Origin of the sequence: Streptomyces sp. NPDC002088 (assembly GCF_040296605.1) — a bacterium.
Taxonomy (GTDB): Bacteria; Actinomycetota; Actinomycetes; order Streptomycetales; family Streptomycetaceae; genus Streptomyces.
On sequence record NZ_JBEOXO010000034.1, the window covers coordinates 61,926 to 84,669 of the forward strand.

General features: G+C 71.2%; 22 protein-coding genes. 15 read left to right on the forward strand and 7 right to left on the reverse strand.

Features of this window, described 5'->3' with window-relative positions:
- The first annotated feature begins 32 nt into the window (after nt 1–32).
- The 3 genes from ABT114_RS43410 (at nt 33) to ABT114_RS43420 (ending at nt 3,111) form a co-directional block, all read left to right on the forward strand.
- Nucleotides 33–1,247 (forward strand): CaiB/BaiF CoA transferase family protein, encoded by a 1,215-nt coding sequence (locus ABT114_RS43410; RefSeq protein WP_351150774.1) that lies wholly within the window; start codon nt 33–35, stop codon nt 1,245–1,247.
- A gap of 28 nt (nt 1,248–1,275) precedes the next feature.
- Nucleotides 1,276–2,211 (forward strand): HpcH/HpaI aldolase/citrate lyase family protein, encoded by a 936-nt coding sequence (locus ABT114_RS43415; RefSeq protein WP_351150777.1) that lies wholly within the window; start codon nt 1,276–1,278, stop codon nt 2,209–2,211.
- An 87-nt stretch (nt 2,212–2,298) separates the two neighbouring features.
- A complete protein-coding gene (locus tag ABT114_RS43420) occupies nt 2,299–3,111 on the forward strand; it encodes an SDR family NAD(P)-dependent oxidoreductase (RefSeq protein ID WP_351150780.1) in 813 nt (270 codons plus the stop codon).
- Nucleotides 3,112–3,193: 82 nt separating this feature from the next.
- Here ABT114_RS43420 and ABT114_RS43425 read toward each other — a convergent pair whose 3' ends face one another.
- Nucleotides 3,194–3,781: a TetR/AcrR family transcriptional regulator gene (locus ABT114_RS43425; protein WP_351150782.1), complete on the reverse strand. Its 588-nt coding sequence runs from the start codon at nt 3,779–3,781 to the stop codon at nt 3,194–3,196.
- Between the two features lie 282 nt (nt 3,782–4,063).
- Here ABT114_RS43425 and ABT114_RS43430 point away from each other — a divergent pair, with 282 nt between their 5' ends.
- The 7 genes from ABT114_RS43430 to ABT114_RS43460 are packed head-to-tail and all read left to right on the forward strand — an operon-like array spanning nt 4,064 to nt 12,097.
- Entirely contained in the window at nt 4,064–4,870 is an 807-nt protein-coding gene (locus tag ABT114_RS43430) for an enoyl-CoA hydratase/isomerase family protein (RefSeq protein WP_351150784.1), read from the forward strand.
- Between the two features lie 2 nt (nt 4,871–4,872).
- On the forward strand, nt 4,873–5,859 hold the full coding sequence (locus ABT114_RS43435; RefSeq protein WP_351150787.1) for an acyl-CoA dehydrogenase family protein: 987 nt from the start codon (nt 4,873–4,875) through the stop codon (nt 5,857–5,859).
- Entirely contained in the window at nt 5,856–7,007 is a 1,152-nt protein-coding gene (locus ABT114_RS43440) for an acyl-CoA dehydrogenase family protein (RefSeq protein ID WP_351150790.1), read from the forward strand. Before ABT114_RS43435 ends, ABT114_RS43440 begins: the two co-directional genes overlap by 4 nt.
- Nucleotides 7,008–7,018: 11 nt before the next feature.
- Complete coding sequence (locus tag ABT114_RS43445) at nt 7,019–8,602, forward strand: FadD3 family acyl-CoA ligase (RefSeq protein ID WP_351150828.1); 1,584 nt, start codon at nt 7,019–7,021, stop codon at nt 8,600–8,602.
- Nucleotides 8,599–9,801 carry a CaiB/BaiF CoA transferase family protein gene (locus tag ABT114_RS43450; protein ID WP_351150792.1) on the forward strand — a complete coding sequence of 401 codons (1,203 nt, stop codon included), beginning with the start codon at nt 8,599–8,601 and terminating at the stop codon, nt 9,799–9,801. Before ABT114_RS43445 ends, ABT114_RS43450 begins: the two co-directional genes overlap by 4 nt.
- Nucleotides 9,791–10,933 (forward strand): thiolase family protein, encoded by a 1,143-nt coding sequence (locus ABT114_RS43455; protein WP_351150794.1) that lies wholly within the window; start codon nt 9,791–9,793, stop codon nt 10,931–10,933. The genes ABT114_RS43450 and ABT114_RS43455 overlap by 11 nt, the downstream gene beginning before the upstream one ends.
- A gap of 15 nt (nt 10,934–10,948) precedes the next feature.
- A complete protein-coding gene (locus ABT114_RS43460) occupies nt 10,949–12,097 on the forward strand; it encodes an acyl-CoA dehydrogenase family protein (RefSeq protein ID WP_351150797.1) in 1,149 nt (382 codons plus the stop codon).
- 78 nt (nt 12,098–12,175) lie between these two features.
- On the opposite strand, the gene ABT114_RS43465 is transcribed toward ABT114_RS43460, so the two are convergent.
- The 4 genes from ABT114_RS43465 to ABT114_RS43480 are packed head-to-tail and all read right to left on the reverse strand — an operon-like array spanning nt 12,176 to nt 16,128.
- Nucleotides 12,176–12,595 (reverse strand): hypothetical protein, encoded by a 420-nt coding sequence (locus tag ABT114_RS43465; RefSeq protein ID WP_351150800.1) that lies wholly within the window; start codon nt 12,593–12,595, stop codon nt 12,176–12,178.
- Nucleotides 12,592–13,314 carry an ABC transporter ATP-binding protein gene (locus tag ABT114_RS43470; RefSeq protein WP_351150803.1) on the reverse strand — a complete coding sequence of 241 codons (723 nt, stop codon included), beginning with the start codon at nt 13,312–13,314 and terminating at the stop codon, nt 12,592–12,594. The genes ABT114_RS43465 and ABT114_RS43470 overlap by 4 nt, the downstream gene beginning before the upstream one ends.
- Before the next feature lie 5 nt (nt 13,315–13,319).
- Nucleotides 13,320–14,030, reverse strand: coding sequence for an ABC transporter ATP-binding protein (locus tag ABT114_RS43475; protein WP_351150805.1), 711 nt, complete (start codon nt 14,028–14,030; stop codon nt 13,320–13,322).
- Nucleotides 14,011–16,128 carry a branched-chain amino acid ABC transporter permease gene (locus ABT114_RS43480; RefSeq protein ID WP_351150807.1) on the reverse strand — a complete coding sequence of 706 codons (2,118 nt, stop codon included), beginning with the start codon at nt 16,126–16,128 and terminating at the stop codon, nt 14,011–14,013. Before ABT114_RS43480 ends, ABT114_RS43475 begins: the two co-directional genes overlap by 20 nt.
- Before the next feature lie 202 nt (nt 16,129–16,330).
- On the opposite strand from ABT114_RS43480, the gene ABT114_RS43485 reads away from it, so the two are divergent.
- The 4 genes from ABT114_RS43485 to ABT114_RS43500 are packed head-to-tail and all read left to right on the forward strand — an operon-like array spanning nt 16,331 to nt 19,586.
- The gene (locus ABT114_RS43485) at nt 16,331–16,834 is read left to right on the forward strand and encodes a nuclear transport factor 2 family protein (protein ID WP_351150810.1); all 504 of its coding nucleotides are present in this window, start codon (nt 16,331–16,333) and stop codon (nt 16,832–16,834) included.
- Nucleotides 16,831–17,934, forward strand: a complete 1,104-nt coding sequence (locus ABT114_RS43490; RefSeq protein ID WP_351150812.1) for an acyl-CoA dehydrogenase family protein — start codon at nt 16,831–16,833, stop codon at nt 17,932–17,934. Before ABT114_RS43485 ends, ABT114_RS43490 begins: the two co-directional genes overlap by 4 nt.
- Before the next feature lie 14 nt (nt 17,935–17,948).
- A complete protein-coding gene (locus tag ABT114_RS43495; protein ID WP_351150830.1) occupies nt 17,949–18,743 on the forward strand; it encodes an acyl-CoA dehydrogenase family protein in 795 nt (264 codons plus the stop codon).
- Between the two features lie 42 nt (nt 18,744–18,785).
- Nucleotides 18,786–19,586: an acyl-CoA thioesterase gene (locus tag ABT114_RS43500; RefSeq protein WP_351150815.1), complete on the forward strand. Its 801-nt coding sequence runs from the start codon at nt 18,786–18,788 to the stop codon at nt 19,584–19,586.
- A 74-nt stretch (nt 19,587–19,660) separates the two neighbouring features.
- Here the strand turns inward: ABT114_RS43500 and ABT114_RS43505 are convergent, their stop codons facing one another.
- Both ABT114_RS43505 and ABT114_RS43510 read right to left on the reverse strand, forming a co-directional pair.
- Nucleotides 19,661–20,266 (reverse strand): TetR/AcrR family transcriptional regulator, encoded by a 606-nt coding sequence (locus ABT114_RS43505; RefSeq protein ID WP_351150817.1) that lies wholly within the window; start codon nt 20,264–20,266, stop codon nt 19,661–19,663.
- 128 nt (nt 20,267–20,394) lie between these two features.
- On the reverse strand, nt 20,395–21,780 hold the full coding sequence (locus ABT114_RS43510) for an ABC transporter substrate-binding protein (protein ID WP_351150820.1): 1,386 nt from the start codon (nt 21,778–21,780) through the stop codon (nt 20,395–20,397).
- Nucleotides 21,781–21,980: 200 nt separating this feature from the next.
- On the opposite strand from ABT114_RS43510, the gene ABT114_RS43515 reads away from it, so the two are divergent.
- A complete protein-coding gene (locus tag ABT114_RS43515; RefSeq protein ID WP_351150822.1) occupies nt 21,981–22,649 on the forward strand; it encodes a TetR/AcrR family transcriptional regulator in 669 nt (222 codons plus the stop codon).
- Nucleotides 22,650–22,744 lie beyond the last annotated feature (95 nt).

Below are 22,744 nucleotides of genomic sequence, written 5' to 3' on the forward strand. Positions count from 1 at the left end.
ATTCAGAGACCGAACCACCGAGAAGAGGTCGGATGACCGAAGAACCCACACCCCGGCACGGCCCTCTGCACGGACTGCGCGTCGTGGAGATCGCCACGCTCGCCGCCGGCCCGACCGTGGCGACGACACTCGGCGAGTTCGGCGCGGAGGTCATCAAGGTCGAACAGCCCGGCTCGGGCGACCCCATGCGCACCTGGGGCGACCGGCGGGACGGCATCGGACTGCTGTGGAAGAGCATCGGCCGCAACAAGCGGTTCATCACGCTCGACCTGCACACCCCCGCGGGCCAGGCCCTCCTGCACCGCCTCCTGGACGTGAGTGACGTGTTCGTGGCCGGCAACCGGCCCAGTGCGCTGGCACGTTGGGGACTCGACTACGAGTCCGTCCACGCGGCGCACCCGCACGTCGTGATGGTCCATGTCACCGGCTACGGCCGCGGCGGCCCGAAGAGCGACCGTCCCGGCTACGGCACGCTCGCGGAGGCCATGAGCGGCTTCGCCCACCAGACGGGCGAGCCCGACGGGCCGCCCACCCTGCCACCGTTCATGCTCGCCGACGGTGTCGCCGGCCTCGCGGCGACGTACGCCGTCATGATGGCGCTCTACCACCGTGACGTGCACGGCGCGGACGGTCAGCTGGTCGACGTCAGCCTCGTCGAGCCGCTCACCCGGCTCCTTGAATCGGCGACCTTGTCCTACGACCAACTCGGCACGGTCAAGGGCAGGTCGGGCAACATGCTGCCGGCCAGCGCGCCGCGGAACACCTACCGCACCGCCGACGGCCGGTGGCTCGCCGTCTCCAGCGCCTCGCCCAGCATCGCCGCGCGCGTCTTCCGCGCCGTCGGCCGCGAGGACATGGCGCAGAACCCCGACTACGTCGACCCGGTCCGCCGCCAGGAGAGGGCGGCCGAGGTCGACCAGGCCGTGGCCGACTGGGTCGGTCGCCACACCCTGGACGAGGCCATGACCTCCTTCGACGCGGCCGAGGCGGCCGCCGCTCCCGTGTACGACGCCCCGGCCCTGCTCGCGGACGAGCACCTGCGCGCCCGCGGGACGTTCCGCCGCGTACCCGACCCGGACTTCGGCCACGTCACCGTCCAGGCTCCCGTGGCGCGACTGAGCGAGACACCCGGACGGGTCGACCATCTCGCGCGCGGGCTCGGCGCCGACAACGACGCCGTGTACGGCGGGCTGCTCGGGCTCGCCCCGGACAAGCTCGACGACCTGCGCGCCGAAGGGACGATCTGATGGGGACGACGCGATGGGGGACGACGCGATGAGTACGCGACGACCGCGCCGCTCCGAACTGGCCACCCCGGCGAGCAGCGAGCGCATGTGCGCGAAAGCGCCGTCCTCCGGCGCCGACCTGGTCTTCCTCGACCTGGAGGACGCGTGTGCCCCCTCCGTCAAGGAATCCGCGCGCTCGCTGGCCGTCGATGCCCTGACGGGCCAGGACTGGGGCTCCACGCTGCGGGCCGTCCGCATCAACGGCCTGGACACACCTTGGTGCCACGACGACATCATCGAAGTGGTCACGGGCGCGCGGGAGGCACTGGACGTCGTGATCGTCCCGAAGGTGCGCGGCGCACGCGACGTCTGGTGGGTCGACGTCCTCCTCTCCCAACTGGAGCAGAAGCTGCGGCTGACCCGGCGGATCGCGCTGGAGGTGCTGATCGAGGACGCGGAGGGGCTCGCGAACGCCCTCGAGATCGCCCGGGCCAGCTCACGTCTGGAGGCGCTCATCTTCGGCGCGGGCGATCTGTCGGTCTCGCTGCAGGCTCGGGTCGACGGCAACTTCGACCCGCTCGGGCCCTATCCCGGCGACTTCTGGCACTTCGCGCGGGCGCAGGTCCTCACCGCGGCCCGGGCCACCGGCCTCGCCGCGGTCGACGCCCCGTTTCCCGCATACGGAGACCCTGATGCCTACCGCGCGTCCGCCGCGCAGGCCGCCCTGCTCGGCTTCGACGGCAAGTGGGCCATCCACCCCAGCCAGGTCCCCCTCGCGAACGACGTGTTCACGCCCACGAAGGAGGAGGTCGCGGCGGCCGAGGACGTCATCGCGCGCTACCGCCGCGCCGAGGCCGAAGGCACGGGCGCCATCGGCCACGACGGCCGGCTCGTGGACGCGGCGCACATCCGCCTGGCCACCAACGTGCTCGCCAGAGCGGCGCACGGTGCGCCGCCGAAACGGCGTACAGATCAGACCAGTTGAGCCGAGAAGAACCTCATAGCCGTTACAGGAGAACACGATTCTGCTAGCGTCGGATCCCGTCACCGCCGAGCGACGCAGGGAGCACGCATGCGCATAGCGAACGACCAGGTCGCCGTCGTCACGGGCGGGGCCAGCGGCATCGGCTACGGCCTCGCCGAGGCCCTCGCCGCTCGCGGCGTACGGCTGGTCATCTCCGATGTCCGCGAGGAGGGACTCGCCAAGGCCAAGGCGTCGCTGACCGCCGCGGGCGCCGATGTCACGGCCGAGGTGGCGGACGTCGGCGACGAGGCGTCGGTGCGCGCGCTCGCCGACCGGACGCTGTCCGTGTACGGGCGCGTCGACCTGGTCTGCAACAACGCCGGTGTCGCGTCGCCCGCCGCACCCCTGTGGGAACAGGAAGCGCGCACCTGGGAGTTACTGATCCGCGTCAAAGTGCTCGGCGTCGTCCACGGCGTCAGGGCCTTCGCTCCCCTGCTCGTCGAACGGGGCGCGGGCCACTTCCTCAACACCGCCTCCTCCGGCGGCCTCGCCCCGCTGCCCGACCGCACGCCCTACACCACCACCATGCACGCGGTCGTCGGCCTGACCGAGACACTCGACGCGGAGCTCAAGCGCGTCGCGCCCACGCTGGGCGCGACCGTGCTCTGCCCTGGCCTCGTCGACACACCGCTCGGCCAGAACTCCGAAGCACTGGGCGCACTTCGGCTGCCGCCCGGCACCCCCGCCTCGATGCGGAGCTTCGCCGCGAGCCGCGGCGGCATCCTGTCGCCGCGCGAGGTCGCGGAGGCGGCGCTCGACGCCATCGAGGCCGACCGGGTCCATGTCGCCCCCGGCGGGGGCGTCGCCGAGCGGGCGCGGGCCCGGGTCGAGGCCCTGCTCTCCGACATCGCGACCGGCTGAACCGGCTCCGTCCGCCGCCGACGGGGCCACCCCGGCACGCGTGAGACAGGGCAGCCGTCCAGTTTCATGACACGGCCCCGCGTCAGTCCGAGTCCGGTCGGGAGGCGTCCGGCCCCGTACCCAGCAGCACGGACAGCACGTCCCGCACGACGCCGGGATACGGGCCGCCGTCCTGATCGACGAGCCACTGCTGGTGGACACCCTCCACCACGGCCAGGAGCGCGGTCGCCGCGGCCTCGGCCGTCAGCCCGCTCGGCAACCGCTCGCCGCCCATCTCGGTGAGGCTGCGGGTGAGGAGGTCCTGGAGGGCACGACGCCGCTCGCGCGCGTAGCCACGGGCGGGTTCGAGGCCGATGGCCGCCTCCGCGATCATGACGCTGTGCGCCCGGGCGAGCGAGGGGTGGCGCTGATCGAAGGCGACGGCCTGGGCGAACCGGGCGGGCATCCTCGCGTACTCACCGTCGCCGCCGCCTTGGCGCCGGTTGAGCTCGTCGCGGAAGTCGAGCAGGGCGGTCAGCAGTCGCTTCTTGCTGCGGTAGTGACGCAGGACGTCCTGCCTGGTCACTCCCGCCCGGTCGGCGACGGCGCCGATGGAGGTGCCGCGGTAGCCGCGCTCCGCGAAGACCTCCACCGCGGCCTGCAGGATCTGCTCGCGCCCCGCCGGTCCCATGGCCTCGCCCCTTCCGCCCCGCGACCTTGCCTCCTCACCCTACGTACGGGCCCGGCGCCAGAGGGAGGGGCCTGCGCGCACCAAACCCCGCGGCCGCCTCGTCACTCGCCTCGCCGACCGCTCCACGAGGTTCCACGAAGATCGATGAGAATCCCATTTACGCTAAACGGTAAGGGCATTGACACCTGTCCGGGTGGCCCATAGCGTGAGCGGCGCGCAGATCGCAGCCGCTCCGCGGCCGACGGCGCGCCTTCTGATGAGGACTTCTGGTGAGGAGGTTCCATGGGCGGCGAGGCAAGCCCCGTCCTGACCGTGACCGCCGACAAGGACGTTCGGGTCGTCACGCTGAACCGGCCGGACCAACTCAATGGTGTCTCGGCGGAGTTGCACCGACGGCTCGCCGAGGTCTGGGACGACATCGCGGCGGACGAGGACGCGCGGGCGGTGGTGCTCACCGGCGCGGGCCGGGCGTTCAGCGCCGGCGGTGACTTCGGGCATCTGCTGCGTCACCACAGCGACGCGGAGCTGCGGGAGCGTTCGATCCGGCTCGACCGGGCCATCCAGACGGCGATGATCCGCTTTCCCCTGCCGGTGATCGCAGCGGTCAACGGGCCTGCGGTAGGCCTGGGTTGTTCACTCGCGCTCGGCTGCGATCTGGTCTTGATGGCCGATGACGCCTACCTCGCCGACCCGCATGTGTCGGTCGGCCTGGTCGCCGGAGACGGCGGGGTCACGCTCTGGCCGCTGCTGACGAGTCTGCTGCGGGCCAAGGAGTACCTGTTCACCGGGGACCGCATTCCGGCGTCGACGGCGGTGGAACTCGGGCTCGCCAACCGTGTCGTGCCCGCCGCCGACCTCACCGACCAGGCGCTCGCCCTGGCGCACCGGCTCGCGGCCCAGCCCGCGCAGGCGCTGCGCGCCACCAAGGCGGCCCTCGCGGTGGTCGTGGAGCAGGTGTCGCGCGGCGGCATGGAGGCGGCACTGATGGCGGAGAAGTCCACCATGACGAGCCCCGACTACCTGCGGATCGTCACCGCGCTCGCCGAGGGCGGCTCGCGGCGCGGCTCCCGCGCCGAGCCGGAGGAGTGAGCGTGGAGGCGGAGGAGTTCCGGCTGGTCCGCGAGGCACTGGGGGCCTTCGCCGCCGACCACCGGTGCGCTTCGGCAAAGGCGGCCCCGGCGCAGCGAGCGGCGGCCCAGAAGGCGCTCGACGGACTCGGACTCTCCGAACTGCGGCGCACGGTGGAGCCGTTGGCGTCGGCCCAGGAGTGCGCACTGCTCGCAGAGGAGTACGGGCGGCATCCGCTGGCGACCTCGTTTCTCGGTACGGTGCTGCTCGCCCCCGAGGTACTACGCCTGCTCGAGGCGGGTGGCCAGAGCCTGCCGTACGAGGGCACTTCGACCATCGCACTCGGCCGCGACCTGCGGTTCGCCACCGGGGACGGGGAGCGGGTGGCCTGGGACGCCGAAGGGGCGGACGGCGCGCTGTGCGTCGAAGGCGACGGCTCCGTGCGTGTCCTCGCGCTCGGAGACGCCGCCCCCACCACGGATCTGCTGCGCACGGTCCGCGTGGCCCGAACGCACGACGCTCGCGCCATCGGCCGACTGGACCGGCAAGGTCAACGGGCGTGGCAAGCGTGGGCATTGGTGATGGTCAGCAGTGAACTCGTCGGTGCGGCGGGCTCGTTCGTCGAGCAGGCCACGGCATACGCCGGCGATCGCGTCCAGTACGGACGGCCGATCGGTTCCTATCAGGCGGTGCAGCATCTGCTGGCCGACGCCACGGTGGCCGTGGAGGCCTGTGCCTCCGCCACACGGTACGCGGCCTGGTGTCTCGACCACGCGGATCCGGACGCCGCCCTCACCGCGGCCCGCGTCGCCAAGGCCGAGGTCGACGTGTCCGCCCTGGAGGCGGTGTACGCGGGGATGCAGGTGTTCGGCGGCATCGCGCAGACCTGGGAACACATCGCGCACCTGTATCTGCGCCGGGTCCGTGTCGGCGCCACTCTCCTGACCGGCACGGCTCAACTGCTGACCGCGCTCGCGCTGCCGGATTCCGAGCCCCTGGAGACGCCGTGACCGACCACGACCTGCCGCTGGACTTCGGCGATCCGGCGGGCCTCGAAGCGCTTCGCAAGGAACTGCGCGCCTGGCTCGCAGCTCATCCGCTGCCGAAGCGGCGGCCGGACGAGGCACCGGCCGAGTTCCTGCACCGCTGGCACCGCCGGCTGTACTCCGGCGGCTGGGTGGGCCTGGACGTGCCCGAGGAATACGGCGGCCGGGGCCTGACCGCCCTGCATCAGGTGGCGGTCAGCGATGAACTGGGCGCCTGCCGCGCACCCGGCGTGCCCCGGATCGGCTATCTCGCCCACGCCCTCCTCGAGTTCGCCTCACAGGAGCAGCGGGCCCGGCTCCTGCCTCGCATGCTCGCCGGCGACGACGTGTGGTGCCAGGGGTTCAGCGAGCCCGGCGCGGGATCGGACCTCGCGGGCATGAGCACGTACGCGCGACGCAGCGACGACGGCGGGCACTACCTCGTCAACGGGCAGAAACTGTGGACCAGTTACGCCCAGTACTCCGACTACTGCCTGCTTCTCGCGCGCACCGACCGCCAAGCCCCCGCGCACTCCTCGATCACCGCGTTCGCGCTGCCGCTCGACCGGGCCGGGGTGACCGTACGCCCCCTCAAAGCCGCCAACCGGGACGACGAGTTCTGCGAACTCTTCCTCGACGACGTCCGTATCGAGACGGCCGAGCGGATCGGCGCCGAAGGCGACGGCTGGTCGCTCGCCATGACCACCGTCAACTATGAGCGCAACGCCCTCGACACCGGCCATCTCTCCAAGTACGGGCTGCTGTTGGAACGGCTGCGCCAAGAGTTGCGCGAACGGGGCGACGGGATGCCCGACGGGCTGGTCACCGCCGTGGGGCGCTGCGTCGTCGACTACCAGGTGCTCGTCGCGCACGCCCGCCGCCGGACGGCCGAGCGGCTCGCGGGGCGCGTGGCCGGTCCCGAGTCGTCCATCGACAAGCTGCTCATGACACGCGCCGAGCAGCGGCTGTACGAGACGGCCCTGCAGGTCCTGCCGGACGAACTGGGCCGGGACGGCGGGGCGGTGTACGGGGAGTACCTCTACTCCCGCGCGGCGTCGGTGTACGGCGGCACCTCCCAGATCCAGCGGAACATCATCGCCAAGCGGCTGCTGCGGTTGCCGTCGGCGTCGTGAACGGAGCCGTGATGCGCTACGACCAGGAATACCTGAGCATTCCGAACGTCGTCCGCCGGGCCGCCGAGCGGTACGGTGACGCGCCGGCGCTGGTCGTCGGCGAGGTCCGGTGGAGTTTCCGGGACCTCGAGCGGCAGATGATCCAGGGCGTGCGGGCCGCGCTCGCGCTCGGCATCCGTCCCGGTGACAGGGTGGGCATCTGCGCCCCCAACTCGGCCGAGTGGATCGTCGCGGCCCTCGGTGTTCAGGGAGCGGGCGGCATCGTCGTCCCCCTCAACACCCGCTTCAAGGCCGCCGAACTCGCTTACATCCTCCGCAAGTCGGGCGCGAAGGCCCTGCTCGCGGCACCCTTCCTCGGTACGGACTACGTCGCCGAACTACGCAAGCACGACCCGGAGTTGCCCGCCCTGCGCACCAGCGTCTCCATCCTCGGCCCGCGCGGCGAGGCCGATCTCACCTGGCCCGACTTCCTGGCTCGCGGAGCTGCCGTGCCCGAGGGGGCGGCGCACGCCTCGATCGACCGGGTGGCGCCGGACGACGTGTCCGACGTGATGTTCACCTCCGGTACGACGGGTCATCCCAAGGGCGTGATCCTCACGCACGGTCAGTCGCTGCGCGCGTACGGCTGGATGGCCGAGGAGTACACGTTCCGCGCCGGCGACGTCTTCCTGGTCATCCCGCCGTTCTTCCACTGCTTCGGCTACAAGGCGGGCTGGCTCGCCTCGTTCCTGCACGGGGTGACGGTGATTCCGATGCCGGTCTTCGACGCGGCACGCGCACTGGAAATCATCGACAGGGAGAAGGTCAGCATCCTGCTCGGCCCGCCCACCATCTTCCAGGACCTGATCAACCTGCCGAGCCGCTCCCGGTACGACACTTCGTCCCTGCGCGTCTCCATGACCGGCGGGACGACCATCCCGGAGCAGCTCATCCGGGCCATGCGGGACGAGTTGTCGTTCGACGTCGTGATGAGCGCGTACGGGCTGACCGAGTCGACGGCGCTGGCGACCACGACGCGGCTCGGGGACGGCCCCGAGACCGTGGCCCGTACGACGGGTCGCTCGATTCCCGACGTGGAGGTACGTGTCGTCGACGGCCAGGGACGCCCCCTGCCCGGCGGGGAGGCGGGTGAGATCCAGGTGCGCGGCTTCAATGTCACGCGTGGCTACTGGGAGGAGCCCGGGGCAACGGCAGCGGCCATCGACGTGGACGGCTGGCTGCGCACCGGTGATGTCGGGGTCCTCGACACCGACGGCAACCTGGCGGTCGTCGACCGGAAGAAGGACATGTTCATCGTCGGCGGGTTCAACGCCTACCCGGCCGAGATCGAACGGCTGCTCCTCGGATACGCGCCGGTCGCCGAGGCCTCCGTGATCGGCGTGCCCGACGAGCGCCTCGGCGAGGTCGGCTGCGCCTATCTGGTGCTGCGGCCGGGCGAGAGCGCCACGGGCGCGGACGTGATCGCGTGGGCGCGCGCCAGCATGGCCAACTTCAAGGTGCCGCGGCATGTCCGCTTCGTCGACGAGTTGCCGCGCAACGCCAGCCGCAAGGTGCTCAAGGACGAGCTGCGAACCCGCTTCCGGGAGGACGCGTGAGGGGTTCGGGCCCCCTGGCGGGGGTCACCGTCGTCTCGGTCGAGCAGGCGGTGTCGGCGCCGCTGTGCACCCGGGCACTGGGCGACCTGGGCGCCCGGGTCATCAAGGTGGAGGCGCCCGGTGGCGACTTCACCCGGTACTACGACGACGTGGTGCACGGACTCGCCGCACACTTCGTGTGGGTGAACCGCGGAAAGGAATCGCTGGTCCTCGACCTCAAGTCGCCGCATGGCTCGCGCGCGCTGCACCGCCTCCTCGAGCGGGCCGACGTGTTCGTGTCGAACCTGGCGCCGGGCGCTGCGGCCAAACTCGGCATCTCCGCCGACGACCTGACGGCACGGCACCCCGATCTGATCACCATGGAGATCGACGGCTACGGACCCGGCGGCCCCCTCTCCCACAAGCGGGCCTACGACCTGCTCGTCCAGGCGGAGGCAGGCGCGTGCGCGATCACGGGCCGGCCCGGCGAACCGGCGAAGCCCGGTCCGCCCATGGCCGACGTGTGCACCGGCTTGTACGCGGCCCTGTCGATCACCGCGCTGCTCGCCGAGCGCGGACGGTCCACGGCCCGCTACTCCCCCGCCATGGCGTCGGTGAGCATGTTCGACACGATGACCGAGCTGATGGGGTACGCGCTCACCTACACCCGGCACACCGGCGTCGACCAGCAGCCCGCAGGCATGGGCTCCCCGGCGGTGGCCCCGTACGGGGCGTACCCGACGGCCGACGGCCACACCGTGGTGCTCGGCACGACCAACGACCGGGAGTGGCGGCGCTACGCCCGCGACCTGCTCGGCCGCCCCGACCTGGCCGACGACACGGGCCTGGCCACGACGGCGGACCGGGTCGCCGCCCGCGAGCGCCTCGACGCGGAGATCGCCCGCTGGTGCGTCCGGCACACCCTGCGGGACATCCAGTCGGCGGCCGACGCGGCCGGCATCGGCAACGCGAAGCTGAACACGCCGAGCGAGGTGCTCGCGCACCCGCAGCACAAGGCCCGCGACCGCTGGCGTGAGATCGGCACTCCGGGCGGTCCGACCCTGGCGCCACTGCCGCCACCGGTCCTCAGCGGACGCCCGGCACCGATGGGCGACGTACCCGCCCTGGGCCAGCACACCGAGGCGATCCTGCGTGAACTCTGCCTCGATCAGCAGGAGTTGACCATCGAGACCGAGGAGAGGGCGAACAGTGACACGTGAAGCCGTGATCGTGGCGGCCGTCCGGACGCCGGTCGGCAAACGCAACGGCGCGCTGGCGGATGTCCACCCCGGCGACCTGTCCGCACATGTCCTGAACGAACTCGTGGCCCGCACCGGCATCGACCCGGCCGACGTCGAGGACGTGGTGTGGGGCTGCGTGTCGCAGATCGGCGACCAGTCGGGGAACATCGGGCGGTACGCGCTCCTCGCCGCGGGGTGGCCGGAGACGGTTCCGGCGACGACGGTGAACCGGGCCTGCGGCTCCAGCCAGCAGGCCCTGGACTTCGCCGCGCAGGCCGTGCTGTCGGGCCAGTACGACATGGTGGTGGCGGGCGGTGTGGAGGTGATGAGCCGGGTGCCGCTGGGTGCGGCCCGCACCGGCGGAGCACCGTGGTCGCCCAGCGTCCTGGAGCGCTACGACAACTTCTCCTTCAATCAGGGGATCTCGGCGGAGAAGATCGCACGGAAGTGGGGGTTCTCCCGGCTCCAGCTGGACGAATTCGCTTCGCTGTCCCACGAGCTGGCGGCCGCGGCGCAGGACGCGGGCGCGTTCGACGCCCAGCTCGCCCCGCTGCCCGGCCATCCGCTGCGGGCCGACGAGGGGGTGCGCCGCGGTACGACGCCCGAGAAGCTGGCCGGCCTGAAGCCGTCCTTCGAGGAGGACGGGGTGATCCACGCGGGCAACGCCTCGCAGATCTCCGACGGTGCGGCCGCCCTCCTCGTCACCACCCGGACGAAGGCCCGTGCCCTGGGCCTGAGCCCGCTGGCCCGCTACCGCGCGGGCGCGGTCACGGGCGCCGACCCGGTTCTGATGCTGACCGGCCCGATCCCCGCGACGGAACAGGTACTGCGCAAGGCCGGCCTCACCCTCGACGACATCGGCGTGTACGAGGTCAATGAGGCGTTCGCGTCGGTTCCCCTGGCATGGCTCGCGGAGACCGGCGCCGATCCGGTCCGGCTCAATCCGCTCGGCGGCGCGATCGCGCTCGGCCACCCACTCGGCGCGTCCGGCGCGGTCCTGATGACACGCCTCATCCACCACATGCGGGACCACGGCATCCGTTACGGCCTGCAGACCATGTGCGAGGGCGGCGGCACCGCCAACGCGACCGTTGTCGAACTCATCGACTAGTCAGGGGAGTTCAGGGTGCGCCGAGACATCTTCACCGCCGACCACGAGGCGTTCCGGGAACTGGTACGGGAGTTCGTCACACGTGAGGTCGTGCCGTCCTACGAGGAGTGGGAGCGGGCGGGCCGAATGCCCCGCCGCGTCTTCGAGCAGCTCGGCGACATCGGCGTGATGGGCCTGGCGCTCCCCGAGGAATACGGCGGTGCGGGCACCGACGACTACCGGTACAACGTGATCCTGCAGGAAGAGGCCTCGCGCGCCCTGGTCACGCTGGGCACGGTGCGCACCCAGCTCGACGTGATCCTGCCGTACTTCCTCACATACGCGAACAAGGAGCAGCGTGAGCGCTGGTTCCCCGAAATCGCCGCGGGCCGGCTGCTGACGGCGATCGCCATGACGGAGCCCGGCACCGGCTCCGATCTCGCGGGCATCCGCACCACGGCGGTGCGCGACGGCGACGAGTACGTTCTGAACGGGGCCAAGACGTTCATCACCGGCGGGCTCCTCGCCGATCTGGTGATCGTCGTCGCGCGTACGTCGTCGGATCCGGACAACCGCAGGGCGGGCCTGACGCTGCTGGTCGTCGAGGACGGCATGCCCGGCTTCACCAAGGGCCGGGAGCTCGACAAGATCGGCATCAGGGTTCAGGACACGGTGGAACTCGCCTTCGACGACGTGCGGGTGCCGGTGGCCAACCGGCTCGGCGAGGAGGGCGAGGCGTTCTCGTACCTGGGCCGGAATCTGCCGCAGGAGCGGATGACTGTCGCCGTCGGCTCGGTCGCCCAGTCCCGGGCGGCGCTCGACACGACGCTCGCGTACGTCAAGGACCGCAAGGTGTTCGGCAACTCGCTGGCCTCCTTCCAGAACACGAAGTTCGAACTCGCCGCGGTCGCCACGGAGGTGGAGGCCGCGCAGACGATGCTCGACCGTGCGGTCCAGGAACTGGTCGAGGGCAGCCTCTCGGGCGCGGACGCGGCGAAGGTAAAGCTGTTCTGCACCGAGGTGCAGGCCCGCTGCGTGGACCGTTGCCTGCAGCTCTTCGGCGGATACGGCTACATACGGGAGTACCCGATAGCCCGGCTGTACGCGGATGCCCGGATCACCAGGATCTACGCGGGAACGAGCGAGGTCATGAAGGTCATTGTGGCCAAGTCCCTTGGTTTGTAGCGGAGTTGAGAAGGAAGACGGGTTGGGGGCGGCGCCATGCGTGGCGCCGCCCCCACCCCGTTCGGCCCGGTAAAGCGGTCAACGAGGCACTACCTGGCCGTTCTCAGAGACCGCGACGCCGGAACCGGCCGCCCTCTCCTCGGTCAGCCGGTCCCCCAGGACGGACAGGTCGTGGGACTGACGCGCGAGCCAGAAACGCAGGAAGCCGGTGAGCGAGTAACGCAGGTACACCACGCCTCCCACCACCGCGCACACCACCCCGGTCAGGCCGATGGCGAGCGCGTCGCGCTGGGCGAGGGGGTTGTCGGTGGCATGGGTGAGAGGGTAGGCCAGGGCGCCCAGGACGAGGCCGGCCAGGAGCAGGATCCCTCCCGCGCGCAGCCACAGCACGTTGCGGGCGGCGGCAGGGTCGGGGATCTTCAGCGCGGCCAGGTCCCGGACGAACCGGTCGGCACGGGACGACGCCTGGGCGGCGGTGGTGTCGGGCGGTGGTGTCATGCGGCACTCCCCAGGTAGTAGGAGGACAGTTCGGCGTGCAGGGAGCTGTCGGGATGGCCCTGCCACTGGACACGGCCGCGTACGAGGACGGCCGCATGGTCGGCGATCTTGAGGACGGCGGTGGCGAACTGCTCGACGACGAGGACGGCGACACCCTGACGGGCGAGCTCGGCCACGTGCTCGTACAGCTCGGCCACGACCAGAGGGGCGAGGCCCATGGACAGCTCGTCGAGGAGGAGGACCGCTGGGTCGGTGGCGAGACCGCGAGCCAGGGCGAGCATCTGCTGCTCGCCTCCGGAGAGGGTTCCCGCCGCCTGACGGACCCGCCGACCGAGGACCGGGAAGCGGGCGTACGCGATCTCCTCTATCTCCGCCCGGTCACGGCCGGTGAACGTCATCATGCGCAGGTTGTCGCGCACGGAGAGGTTGGGGAAGACCCCGCGCCCCTCCGGGATGAGGCACACTCCGGCCCTGGCGAGGTCGCGCGCATGGGCGCCGGTGACGTCGCGGCCGCCGAGCAGGAGGTGTCCGGCGCTGGGCTGATGCGCTCCGGCGGCGACGTTCAGCGTCGTCGTCTTGCCCGCGCCGTTGGGTCCCAGGAGCGCGACCACCTGCCCCGCGGCAACAGTCAGGTCCACGCCGTGCAGGACCGTGATGCGATCGTACGCGGCCTGCACACCGCTCAGCTCGAGCAGCGGCTTCATGGTCTCCTCGGTCATGGCGCTCACACCTCCCCCAGATATGCGGCCAGGACCGTCTGGTCCTGCTGGATGTCCTCGGGCGGCCCACTGGCGACGATCTTGCCGAGGTCGAGGACGTACACCTGGTCGCAGACGCTCATGACCAGGCCCATGTCGTGCTCGACGAGGACTACCGCGCAGCCGTCGGCGGCGACGTCGCGCAGCAGCGCGGCGAAGCGCCGGGTCTCCTCGGCGTCCTGGCCCGCGGCGGGTTCGTCGAGCAGGAGGACTCGGGGCCGTCCGGCGAGGGCACGGCCGACCTCCAGGAGGCGGGCCGCGCCGGTGGGCAGTGCGTCGGCGGCTGTGTCGGCGTCGGCGGTCAGGCCGATGCGCTCCAGGATGCGGTCGGCGGTGCGGCCCGACTCTCTTCCGCGGGCGCCCAGTTCGGCGGCTACGAGGAGGTTGTCGCGGGCGCTGAGCCGCCCGAAGAGCTCAAGGCGCTGGAAGGTGCGGGCCATGCCGCGCCGGGCGCGCTGGGCCGGGGTGGCGCGGGTGATGTCGTCGCCGTCGAGAGTGACGGCGCCGGACTGGGGCCTGCGCAGCCCGGAGACGACGTCGAACAGGGTCGACTTCCCTGCCCCGTTGGGGCCGATCAGGCCGGTGATGTGCCCGGACTCGGCATCGAACCCGGCCTCGTCCAGGGCACGGTTGCCGCCGAAGACGACGGTCACTCCGCTAGCTCGCAGCGATGCCACGGGCGATCACCTCCCGGTCCCCGGCCTGCCAGGGGCGGCGTATCCCCCACCACTCGACGGGGTGGTCGAGCTCCAGACGCGGGCCGGACTGCCGCGCGGTGGCCCACACACGCAGCGCCGTCGCCGCCACGAGGACCGCGACCAGGAAGACCGCGCCGCCGATCAGGCCTGCCGCGTACAGGGCCCACAGCAGGGCGAGCACCGCCCCGGTGGCGGGGAACAGCTGCCGGTCGCGGGTGAGTGGAGTCCAGTCGGCGCGCATCCGGGGCACGATGCCGCTGGGACTGTGCGCGAGGCCCATGCCGGCGAGCGCGATCAGCAGGGTCGACACGTCCTGCGCCCAGTTGCCGAAGTGGCCGAGCAACTGGGGCGGCGCCACATAGGACAGGCCGGTGAACAAGCCGGTGCCGACCGCGCCGAGCCCGCCGATGACGGCGATCAGGAGCACGGGCAGATTCGCCACGAGGTTGAACTGCTCGGCGGTGATGGTGCGTTGCTGCATGCCGTAGAGCGCTCCGCCGAGCCCCGCGATGGCGGCGGACAGCGTGAACACGGCGACCTTCGCGCCCAGCGGCCGGCCGCCCAGCGTCGCGTACGCGGCCTCGCTGTCGCGCAGCGCGATCAGCGCGCGCCCGAACCTGCCGCGCCGCAGCCAGGCGATGGCGAGCGAGACGAGCGCGAGCACCACGGCGGAGAACAGCAGCAGTTCGGTGTCCGAGGTCAGCTGCCAGCCGAACAGATCGGGTCCGTGCACCTCCACGGACCCCTGGTCGAACAGAGCGACACGGATGCCCAACACCTCGAACGAGGGCATCGTGAACACCCACCGGTCCAGGACGACGGCGAACGCTGCGGTACCCAGGGCGAGGTAGATGCCGGACAGGCGCAGCGCGGGCACGGCGATGAGGGCGCCGACGGCGGCGGCGACCAGCACCGCGACCGGCAGCGCCCACAACTGGCCCTGCTCGCCGAGGTGGCCCCACACCACTGCCCCGATCCCCGCGATGCCCAGTTGGCACAACGAGATCTGCCCCGCGAACCCGGCCAGCGGCACATACGAGAGGGCGACAACCCCGAGCGCGAAGAGTGGCCCGTACGAGATGAGCTCCTCGCTGTCGAGGACGGTCGCCAGGAACACGGCGAACAGCAGAACGCACCCCGCGAAGACAAGCGTGCCGCGCGCGGTGGGCAGTGGCACCTGCACCAGGCGGCGCTCGCGGCCGCGCAGACGGCGGTGCGGGAAGACGATCAGTGCGAGGAAGAGCAACAGAGCGGGGGCGGCCAGGCGCAGGCCGGGCAGGTAGTCGTTCTGCGGGAGGTAGCCGGTGAGGTAGCTCTCCAGGCAGCCGACCACAAGCGCGCCGAGGAACGTGAGCGGGAGGCTGCGCAGCCGGCCGAAGACCGCGGCGGTGTACGCGGAGACGATCAGCAGGGACAGCTGCTGGGCGTCGAGGGCGACCATCGGCGCGATCAATATGCCACCGATGGCGGCGAGTTGGGTTCCCAGCACCCAGGCGAGCCGGGCCGCGCGCTGCGGTGACGCGCCGGCGAGTCCGGCGAGCGCGCGGTCGTCGACACAGGCCCGCATCTCGGTACCGGCGCGGGTACGGTTGAGCAGCACCCACAGCCCGGCGGCGACGAGGACGGCGACGGCCAGGGTGAGGGCCTGGTGCCAGGTGACGGCGGCCGGGCCGAGGTCGATCGCGGGTTCGTCGGCGAAGAAGGGGCGCAGCGGGCGCGCGGCGTTGGGGTCCCAGATCCAGCGGGCCAGCGCGATGCACCCGGTGAGCAGAGCCACGGCCATCACGAGCCGCTCCGCTTCCCCGAGCGACTGCACCGGGCGCATCAGGACCCGCTCCACGAGAAGTCCGAAGGCCGGTGCGAGCACCAGCAGGACGACGGCGAGGGCGAGCGGAACCGGCCACCCCCAGCCGAAGGCCAGCTGCCAGTAGGCGAACGCGGAGAGCATGCCGGCCGCGCCGTGCGCGAAGTTGAAGACGCCGGCGGTGGTGTAGGTCAGTACGAGGCCGCTGCCGACGACCGCATAGATCGCGGCGGTGGTCAGGCCGACGACACCGAAGGTCAGGAACTGTTCCATCAGGCGACCGTCCGGGGTCGCGGTCGGACGGGCCGTGCGCTGAACCCGGATGCGGATGACGACGGTGTCACGGGATTTCCTCCTCGGTACTCTCCCCGGCGCCTCCGCGTGAACGGGATGGTGTGGGCGCCTCCTAGGGGTGGAAACTAGCTTCTCGTTGTCGGAGAATCAACCATCCGGACACGGGAGGACGCTTATCGGCATGACGTTCGCAGCGACCCCCGCGACCACCGAACAAGAAGGGACGGCAACGCCGTTGACCGCACCGCACACGGACCAGGCCGGCCGCAGGTACGCGGACCTGGCCGACATCCAGCAGATGCTCGCCCGCTACGCCGTGGCCATGACGCAGGGCGACACGGATCGTGTCCTCGCCGCCTTCACCCCGGACGGCAGTTACAGCGCGTTCGGCGACACGTATCCGCTCGACGCGTTCCCGGCCCTGATCGCCGCCGCACCCAAGGGGCTGTTCATGACGGGGACGCCGGTCGTGGAGTTCGCCGAGGACGGGGAGACGGCCACCGGCACCCAGCCCCTGTGCTTCGTCGAGCACTCGGCCCACGACATGCGCATCGGCTACTACAACGACACCTACCGCCGCACCCCGGACGGCTGGCGCCTGCACACCCGCGCCATGACGTTCATCCGCCGCAGCGGCGCCCACGACTCGGGCCGTCCGCACGCCTTCGAGCGGACCCGCTCGTGAACATCGACACCTTCCGCACAGGGTTGCGCGCCTGGCTCGACGCGCACGACCTGACCCCCGCCCCCGGCGACCACTCGCTCGACGCCCAGGTCACCCAACTCGAACGGGTCCGCAGGGAGTTGTGGGACGCCGGGTGGATGCGGCACGGGTGGCCCGAAGCCGTCGGGGGGCTCGGCGGGCCGAGCGCGCTGCGGGCCGTCCTCGGCGAGGAGGTCGCCACCCGCGAACTCGCCGAGCCCGGCCTGTACTCGATGGTGGAGGTCCTCGTCCCCACCCTGATCTCGTACGCGCCCGCGGCTCTGGCAGCCGAGATGGTGCCGCGCCTGCTCGGCGGCCGGGAGCAGTGGTGCCAGGGATTCTCCGAGCCGGGCTCCGGCAGCGATCTGGCATCCCTGTCGACGCGGGCCGTGCGCGACGGCGACGACTGGGTGATCAGCGGCCAGAAGGTGTGGACGAGCCTGGCCCAGTACGCGGCACGCTGCGTCCTGCTCGCCCGCACCGGACCCGACCCCGGGCACGCCGGGATCAGCGCGTTCTTCCTCGACATGGACGCGCCGGGCATCACGGTCCGTCCGCTGCGCACGATGCACGGTGTCGACGAGTTCGCCGAGGTGTTCCTCGACGACGTCCGGGTCCCCGGTGACCGGCTGCTCGGCGCGGTGGGCGACGGCTGGAAGCTGGCGATGGACCTGCTGCCGCACGAGCGCTCCACCTGCTTCTGGCATCGCGTCGCCCACCTGTACACCCGCCTCGACCGCCTCATCGACCAGACGGACGTGGCGGACGCGGAGGCGACGGCGCTCGGCGAGGCGTATCTGGCGCTGCACACGGTGCGCTGCCGCTCGCACGCCACCCAGCGCCGCCTCGCGGGCGGCGCCCGGCTCGGCCCGGAGACCTCCGTGGACAAGATCCTGCTGGCCACCGCGGAGCAGCAGCTCTTCGACACCGCACGGGACATGCTGCCCGGTGCGGTCGAGCTGACGGATCCCGCATGGCGCACGGAGTACCTGTACTCACGGGCCGCCACCATCTACGGCGGCACCGCCGAGGTCCAGCGCAACATCGTCGCCCGGCGCCTGCTCGGCCTGGGCAAGGAGTGAGAGACCCCTTGAACATGGACGACAGCGAACGGGAACTGCTCGAAGAGACACTGCGCAAGGCGATGACGGCGCCCGCCGACGACCGGCGCCCGCGCGAGGCGGCACTCGCCGACCTGGGCTGGCCCGAGATGCTCGCCGAGGAGCCGGCCGCCGCGATCCGTGCCGTCTTCCGCGTGCTCGGTGAGACCGGCGCCCACGCCCCGGTCCTCAACGACGTCCTGCTGCACGAGCAGGGCCGCCCGCCCGGCGGCACCCTGCCGATGCCGTACGCGGGCGGGCTGTGGGTGCGCTGGGAACGCGACGCCGCCGTCGGGTCCGCGGGCGTCGACCCCGACCTGCCGCTGCGCGTGCTGCCCGAGGCGGGCGCCCCCGTGCCGCTCGCCCTGGGCCGGCAGGCGCTCGGATGGTGGCTGCTCGGCACCGGTCACGCGATGCTGTCGCTGGCCGGCCGGCACGTCCTGGACCGCCACCAGTTCGGGCGCCCGCTGGCCTCCTTCCAGGCGCTGCGGCACAAGCTCGCCGAGACACTGGTGGCCTTGGAAGGCGCCGAGGCGACCCTGGACCAAGCCGACGGTGACCTCAGCTCGCTGCTCGCGAAGGCCGCGGCAGGTCGGGCGGCGCTGATCGCCGCCCGACACTGCCAACAGGTCCTGGGCGGCACCGGATTCACCGCCGAGCACGAGCTGCACCGGCACGTCAAACGCACCCTCACCCTTGACGGGCTTCTCGGCAGCGCCCGCGAACTGACCCGTGAGGCAGGGCGGTTGATCGCATCCCGCGGAACCGCACCCCGACTCGTACAGCTGTGACCTCCCTCGGGAGACGACCGCCCGACATTTTACGGAGCCGTCATGACCGATCTGTGGAACGACCTGCTCGACTGCCTGGCCCCCAAGCCGCTCGGACAGGGCGTGTACGAAGCACGCTCCCAACACCTTGATTACCACCGGCTGTTCGGCGGCCAGCTGCTCGCACAGAGCGTGCGGGTGGCCGAACTGACCTGTCCCGGCAAGGCCGTGAAGTCCCTGCACGTCCTGTTCCCGCGTGAAGGGCGGGGCGGCGAGCCCGTGCGCTACGAGACGGACTGCGTCCAGCAGGGGCGTACGTACGCGGCCGTGCAGATCCAGGCGCGGCAGGAACACGGGGTCGTCGCCGTGGCCACGGCGAGCCTGCACACCTGGGAGGGCGGACCGCAGCGGCAGAGCACCGCGCCGGTGGGGCCGCTGCCCGGCGAGGAACGGCGGATCGACCTCGACCTGCTGCCGTGGGAGACCCGGTCGGCGACCGACCTGGACTCCCCCGGCAGCGAGCCGCCCGCCTACGAACTGTGGACGCGCACCCCGACCGTGGCCGCGGACCTCGGTCCCGCGCTGCTCACCTACGCCACCGACCTGACCCTCATCGGTACCGCGCTGCGCCCCGTGGCGGGGGTGACCCAGCACGACGCGGGGCGGGCGTTCACCTCCGCTGTCACCTCGCACTCGGTCTGGTTCCACCAGCCCCTGCGCACCGACTCCTGGCTGGTGCTGCGCCAGCACAGTCCGGTCGCGGCACACGGGCGGTGTCACGGACGCGGCGACGTCCTCACGGAACAGGGCGAGTTGGTGGCTTCGTACACCCAGGACGCGCTGCTGCGGTTCGCGCAGCAGTGACCTGACGGTCGGGTCCGGGCGCTCGGGAGAGCGGCCGGACCCCACTGTTGCGGAAGCCGCCTTTCCCGCGGGGCCTATGCCGTGCCGGCGGGCACCGGCGACGACTCCGGCGTCGGCGTCGGTCGGGTGCCGAGCAGCACCGCCAGCACGTCGCGCACGGCTTCCCGGTAGGGCTCGCCTTCGGAGTCGATCAACCACTGCTGCTGCAGGCCGTCGAAGAGGGCCATCAGCGCGGTGGCCGCGACCGCGGGCGTCAGTCCGCTCGGCAGCCTTTCGCCGAAGCGCCCGGCCAGCCCCCGGGTCATCATCTCCCTCAGCTCCCGCTGGCGTTCGCGGACGAAGCCACGCGCCGGCTCCTGCCCGGTCGCGGCTTCCGCCATCACCACGCTGTGCACCTGGGCGAGGGAAGGGATTCCCTGGTCGAAGGCGATCGCCTCCGCGAACCGGGCCGGCATGTCGGGGTCGTCCCAGTCGGAGTGGAGCTGCTCCCGGTTGAGGTCCTCCCGCAGCCGCAGCAGAGCGAACAGCAGTCGCTTCTTGCTGGGGTAGTAGTACAGCACGCCCTGCCTGGTCAGCGCCGCACGCTCCGCCACCGCGTCGATGGACGCTCCCCGGTACCCCCGCTCGGCGAACACGTCCAGGGCCGCCCGGAGAATTTCCGCACGCTGCGCCGAGGCCATGGCCTCACCCACCTTCTCCCGCGAGGAACAGTACGCGCTGTCACCCTACGTACGAGCGGCGCGGCACGGCAGAGGGCGGTCCGGCACGGAGCGGCTCGACTCCGTACCGGACCGCCGATGGCCGCCGCTCACTTGAGGTCGGACATCGACTTTCCGACGTCGGCGAGCGTGATGGGCTTGCCGTACCTGCCCTTGTACTTCACCAGCGGCGCGTCACAGCGGTAGGCGCCGTTGTCGGCCTTGAAGTCGGCGGGCTTCCACCCCTTCGACGACGCCTGGACGATGCTGTAGCACTTGCTGGGGGTATGCGGCTGGCTCAGGTCGAACGGCGCCTGGAGCCCGCCTCCCGTCCACTCGGTGTTCTTGGCCGCGTTGTCGTAGACGCACTTACGCGTCAGCTCGGCGCAGTCACGGGCGGACGTGGCGAACAGGAGCCAGGCGGAGAAGGCCCGCAGGCTCAGATAGCCGACCTTCGCGTCCGGCGCGTACTTGGCGTACAGCTCCTTGACCTTCTCCACCGCGGGACTGTCGGACGCCGTTTCCAGTGGGTGGACGGCGAACAGTTCGGCGTAGTTGTGCTGGGTGTCCAGGGCGGCGCCACCGAGTTGGATGAAGGGGTCCCCGTAGGAGTTGCTGTTGGAGTCGATCCAGTCCGGGGCGTAGCCGAGGCTGGTGAGCGCCTGCTCCAGCTTGGCGAGCGAGGCGAAGTCACCGAGGAAGACCAGGCCCTTGACCTTCTTGCTCTTGATGGACTGGGCGTACGGCGTCCAGTCCGAGACCCCGGTGGCCGGATACAGCTCGGAGTAGGAGACCTTCCCGCCGAGCTGGGCGATGGACTCCGTGAACTGCGCGGCAAGCAGCTTGGTGACCGGGCTGTCACCGGAGATGATCCCGACCGAGTCCGCCGAGGCCGGGAACTTCTCCGTGAGCAGCCACTTGTAGAAGCCCGCGTACTGGAAGTAGTCCGCGTACGGGCCCGAAGGCATCAGCTGCAGGTCGGAACCGACGGCGGGCATGAGGCTCGACTGGGCGGGATACGAGGGCAGCAGGCAGTTCACGCGGTCCTTGGCGCCCAGCCCGTCGAGCGCGGCCCCGCCACCGACCAGCGCGAAGTCCTCCTTGCATGCCTCCTGCATGCGCTGCCGGACCTCGGTCAGCTTGGCGTCGTGGATGACGGGCGTGAGCTTGCGCCCGTTGATGCCGCCGTTGTCGTTGCACCAGGACGTGAACACCTTGGCGGCGTCGACGAAGTCGGGCGTCTTGTTGAAGCCCACGTCGGTGAAGACACCGGCCTTGATCTCGTCAGCGGTGACGCCTTGCGCGGACCCGGACGTGGTGTCGCCCTTGCCGCACACGTCCTTGAGCGCCCCGAAGTCCGGCCCCCCGGACGCCGGCGCGCTCGCCTTGGCGGCATCTGTTTCCTCGGACGCCGTGCCGTTCGAGTCCGAGCGGGTGGAACATCCGGCGAGCAGCACCGCAAGCACGGTGATCACACCGATGAGTAGCCTACGCAACGGTCCTCCTCAGGGGGAACGTACGGGTCGGGAGTCGTGAGCGGGCATCGACTGCGGCGGAAACTACATTCTCCATTGAAGCGAAGCAACTATTCAGACAGGAGAATCTTGCCGGGAGAACGTGACTCTCCTCCCGTGGGTGGGTGATTCGGTAGGAGGATGACCGGCGCTTTTCGCACGCCAGGAGTATCGTTCTGCAAATGAACGCCGTCCCCACAGAGCCCACACAGCCCGCCTGGCGCCAGCGCGCGGTCGAGCGGTCCACCCGTGCCGCCAAACTCCGCGCGGAGCAACGGATCGAGCGGTTCCTGAACGCGGCCCAGGAACTGATCACCGAGAAGGGCACGACCGACTTCACCGTGCAGGAGGTCGTCGAACGGTCGAAGCAGTCACTGCGCAGCTTCTACCAGCACTTCGACGGCAAGCACGAGCTGCTGCTCGCCCTCTTCGAGGACGCGTTGTCGCAGTCCGCCGCGGAGATCCGCAAAGTGACCGCCGCCAAGAAGAAGCCGCTGGAGCGGCTGCAGAGCGCGGTGGAGCTGCTCTACAAACAGTCGCAGCCGCGCCCGAACCAGCAGAGCCCGCTGTTCACCGACTTCGCCATGCAGCTGCTGGCCACCCACCCCGACCAAGTGGCCGGCGCGCATGTACCGCTGCTCGACCTCTTCACCGAACTGGTCGAGCAGGCCGTCGAGTCGGGGGACGCGCGCGCGGCCAAGCCGCGCCGGGTCGCCGCCCTCGTGATGCAGACCGCCATGTTCACGGCCCAGACACCGGGCGTCCCGACCGGCAGCAAGTCCACCCCGGTCACCGCCAAGGAGGTCTGGGAGTTCTGCCTGGGCGGGCTCACCGGCGCCGGCGTCAAGTAATCAGATGGCTGGTTCGAGGATGGCGTCGATGCTCGAGGGCCCGGAGTCGGGAACCCGGGGCTGACGCCACGCCTCGACCGGGAACGCGACCGTCA

Excerpts from the sequence above, each read along its gene's own strand:
- ABT114_RS43410 (WP_351150774.1), top strand. The coding sequence starts at position 33 with ATGACCGAAGAACCCACACCCCGGCACGGCCCTCTGCACGGACTGCGC.
- ABT114_RS43515 (WP_351150822.1), top strand. The coding sequence starts at position 21,981 with ATGAACGCCGTCCCCACAGAGCCCACACAGCCCGCCTGGCGCCAGCGC.
- ABT114_RS43420 (WP_351150780.1), top strand. The coding sequence starts at position 2,299 with ATGCGCATAGCGAACGACCAGGTCGCCGTCGTCACGGGCGGGGCCAGC.
- ABT114_RS43485 (WP_351150810.1), top strand. The coding sequence starts at position 16,331 with ATGACGTTCGCAGCGACCCCCGCGACCACCGAACAAGAAGGGACGGCA.
- ABT114_RS43415 (WP_351150777.1), top strand. The coding sequence starts at position 1,276 with ATGAGTACGCGACGACCGCGCCGCTCCGAACTGGCCACCCCGGCGAGC.
- ABT114_RS43480 (WP_351150807.1), bottom strand. The coding sequence starts at position 16,128 with ATGGAACAGTTCCTGACCTTCGGTGTCGTCGGCCTGACCACCGCCGCG.
- ABT114_RS43500 (WP_351150815.1), top strand. The coding sequence starts at position 18,786 with ATGACCGATCTGTGGAACGACCTGCTCGACTGCCTGGCCCCCAAGCCG.
- ABT114_RS43465 (WP_351150800.1), bottom strand. The coding sequence starts at position 12,595 with ATGACACCACCGCCCGACACCACCGCCGCCCAGGCGTCGTCCCGTGCC.
- ABT114_RS43505 (WP_351150817.1), bottom strand. The coding sequence starts at position 20,266 with ATGGCCTCGGCGCAGCGTGCGGAAATTCTCCGGGCGGCCCTGGACGTG.
- ABT114_RS43445 (WP_351150828.1), top strand. The coding sequence starts at position 7,019 with ATGCGCTACGACCAGGAATACCTGAGCATTCCGAACGTCGTCCGCCGG.
- ABT114_RS43425 (WP_351150782.1), bottom strand. The coding sequence starts at position 3,781 with ATGGGACCGGCGGGGCGCGAGCAGATCCTGCAGGCCGCGGTGGAGGTC.
- ABT114_RS43430 (WP_351150784.1), top strand. The coding sequence starts at position 4,064 with ATGGGCGGCGAGGCAAGCCCCGTCCTGACCGTGACCGCCGACAAGGAC.
- ABT114_RS43495 (WP_351150830.1), top strand. The coding sequence starts at position 17,949 with ATGGACGACAGCGAACGGGAACTGCTCGAAGAGACACTGCGCAAGGCG.
- ABT114_RS43470 (WP_351150803.1), bottom strand. The coding sequence starts at position 13,314 with ATGACCGAGGAGACCATGAAGCCGCTGCTCGAGCTGAGCGGTGTGCAG.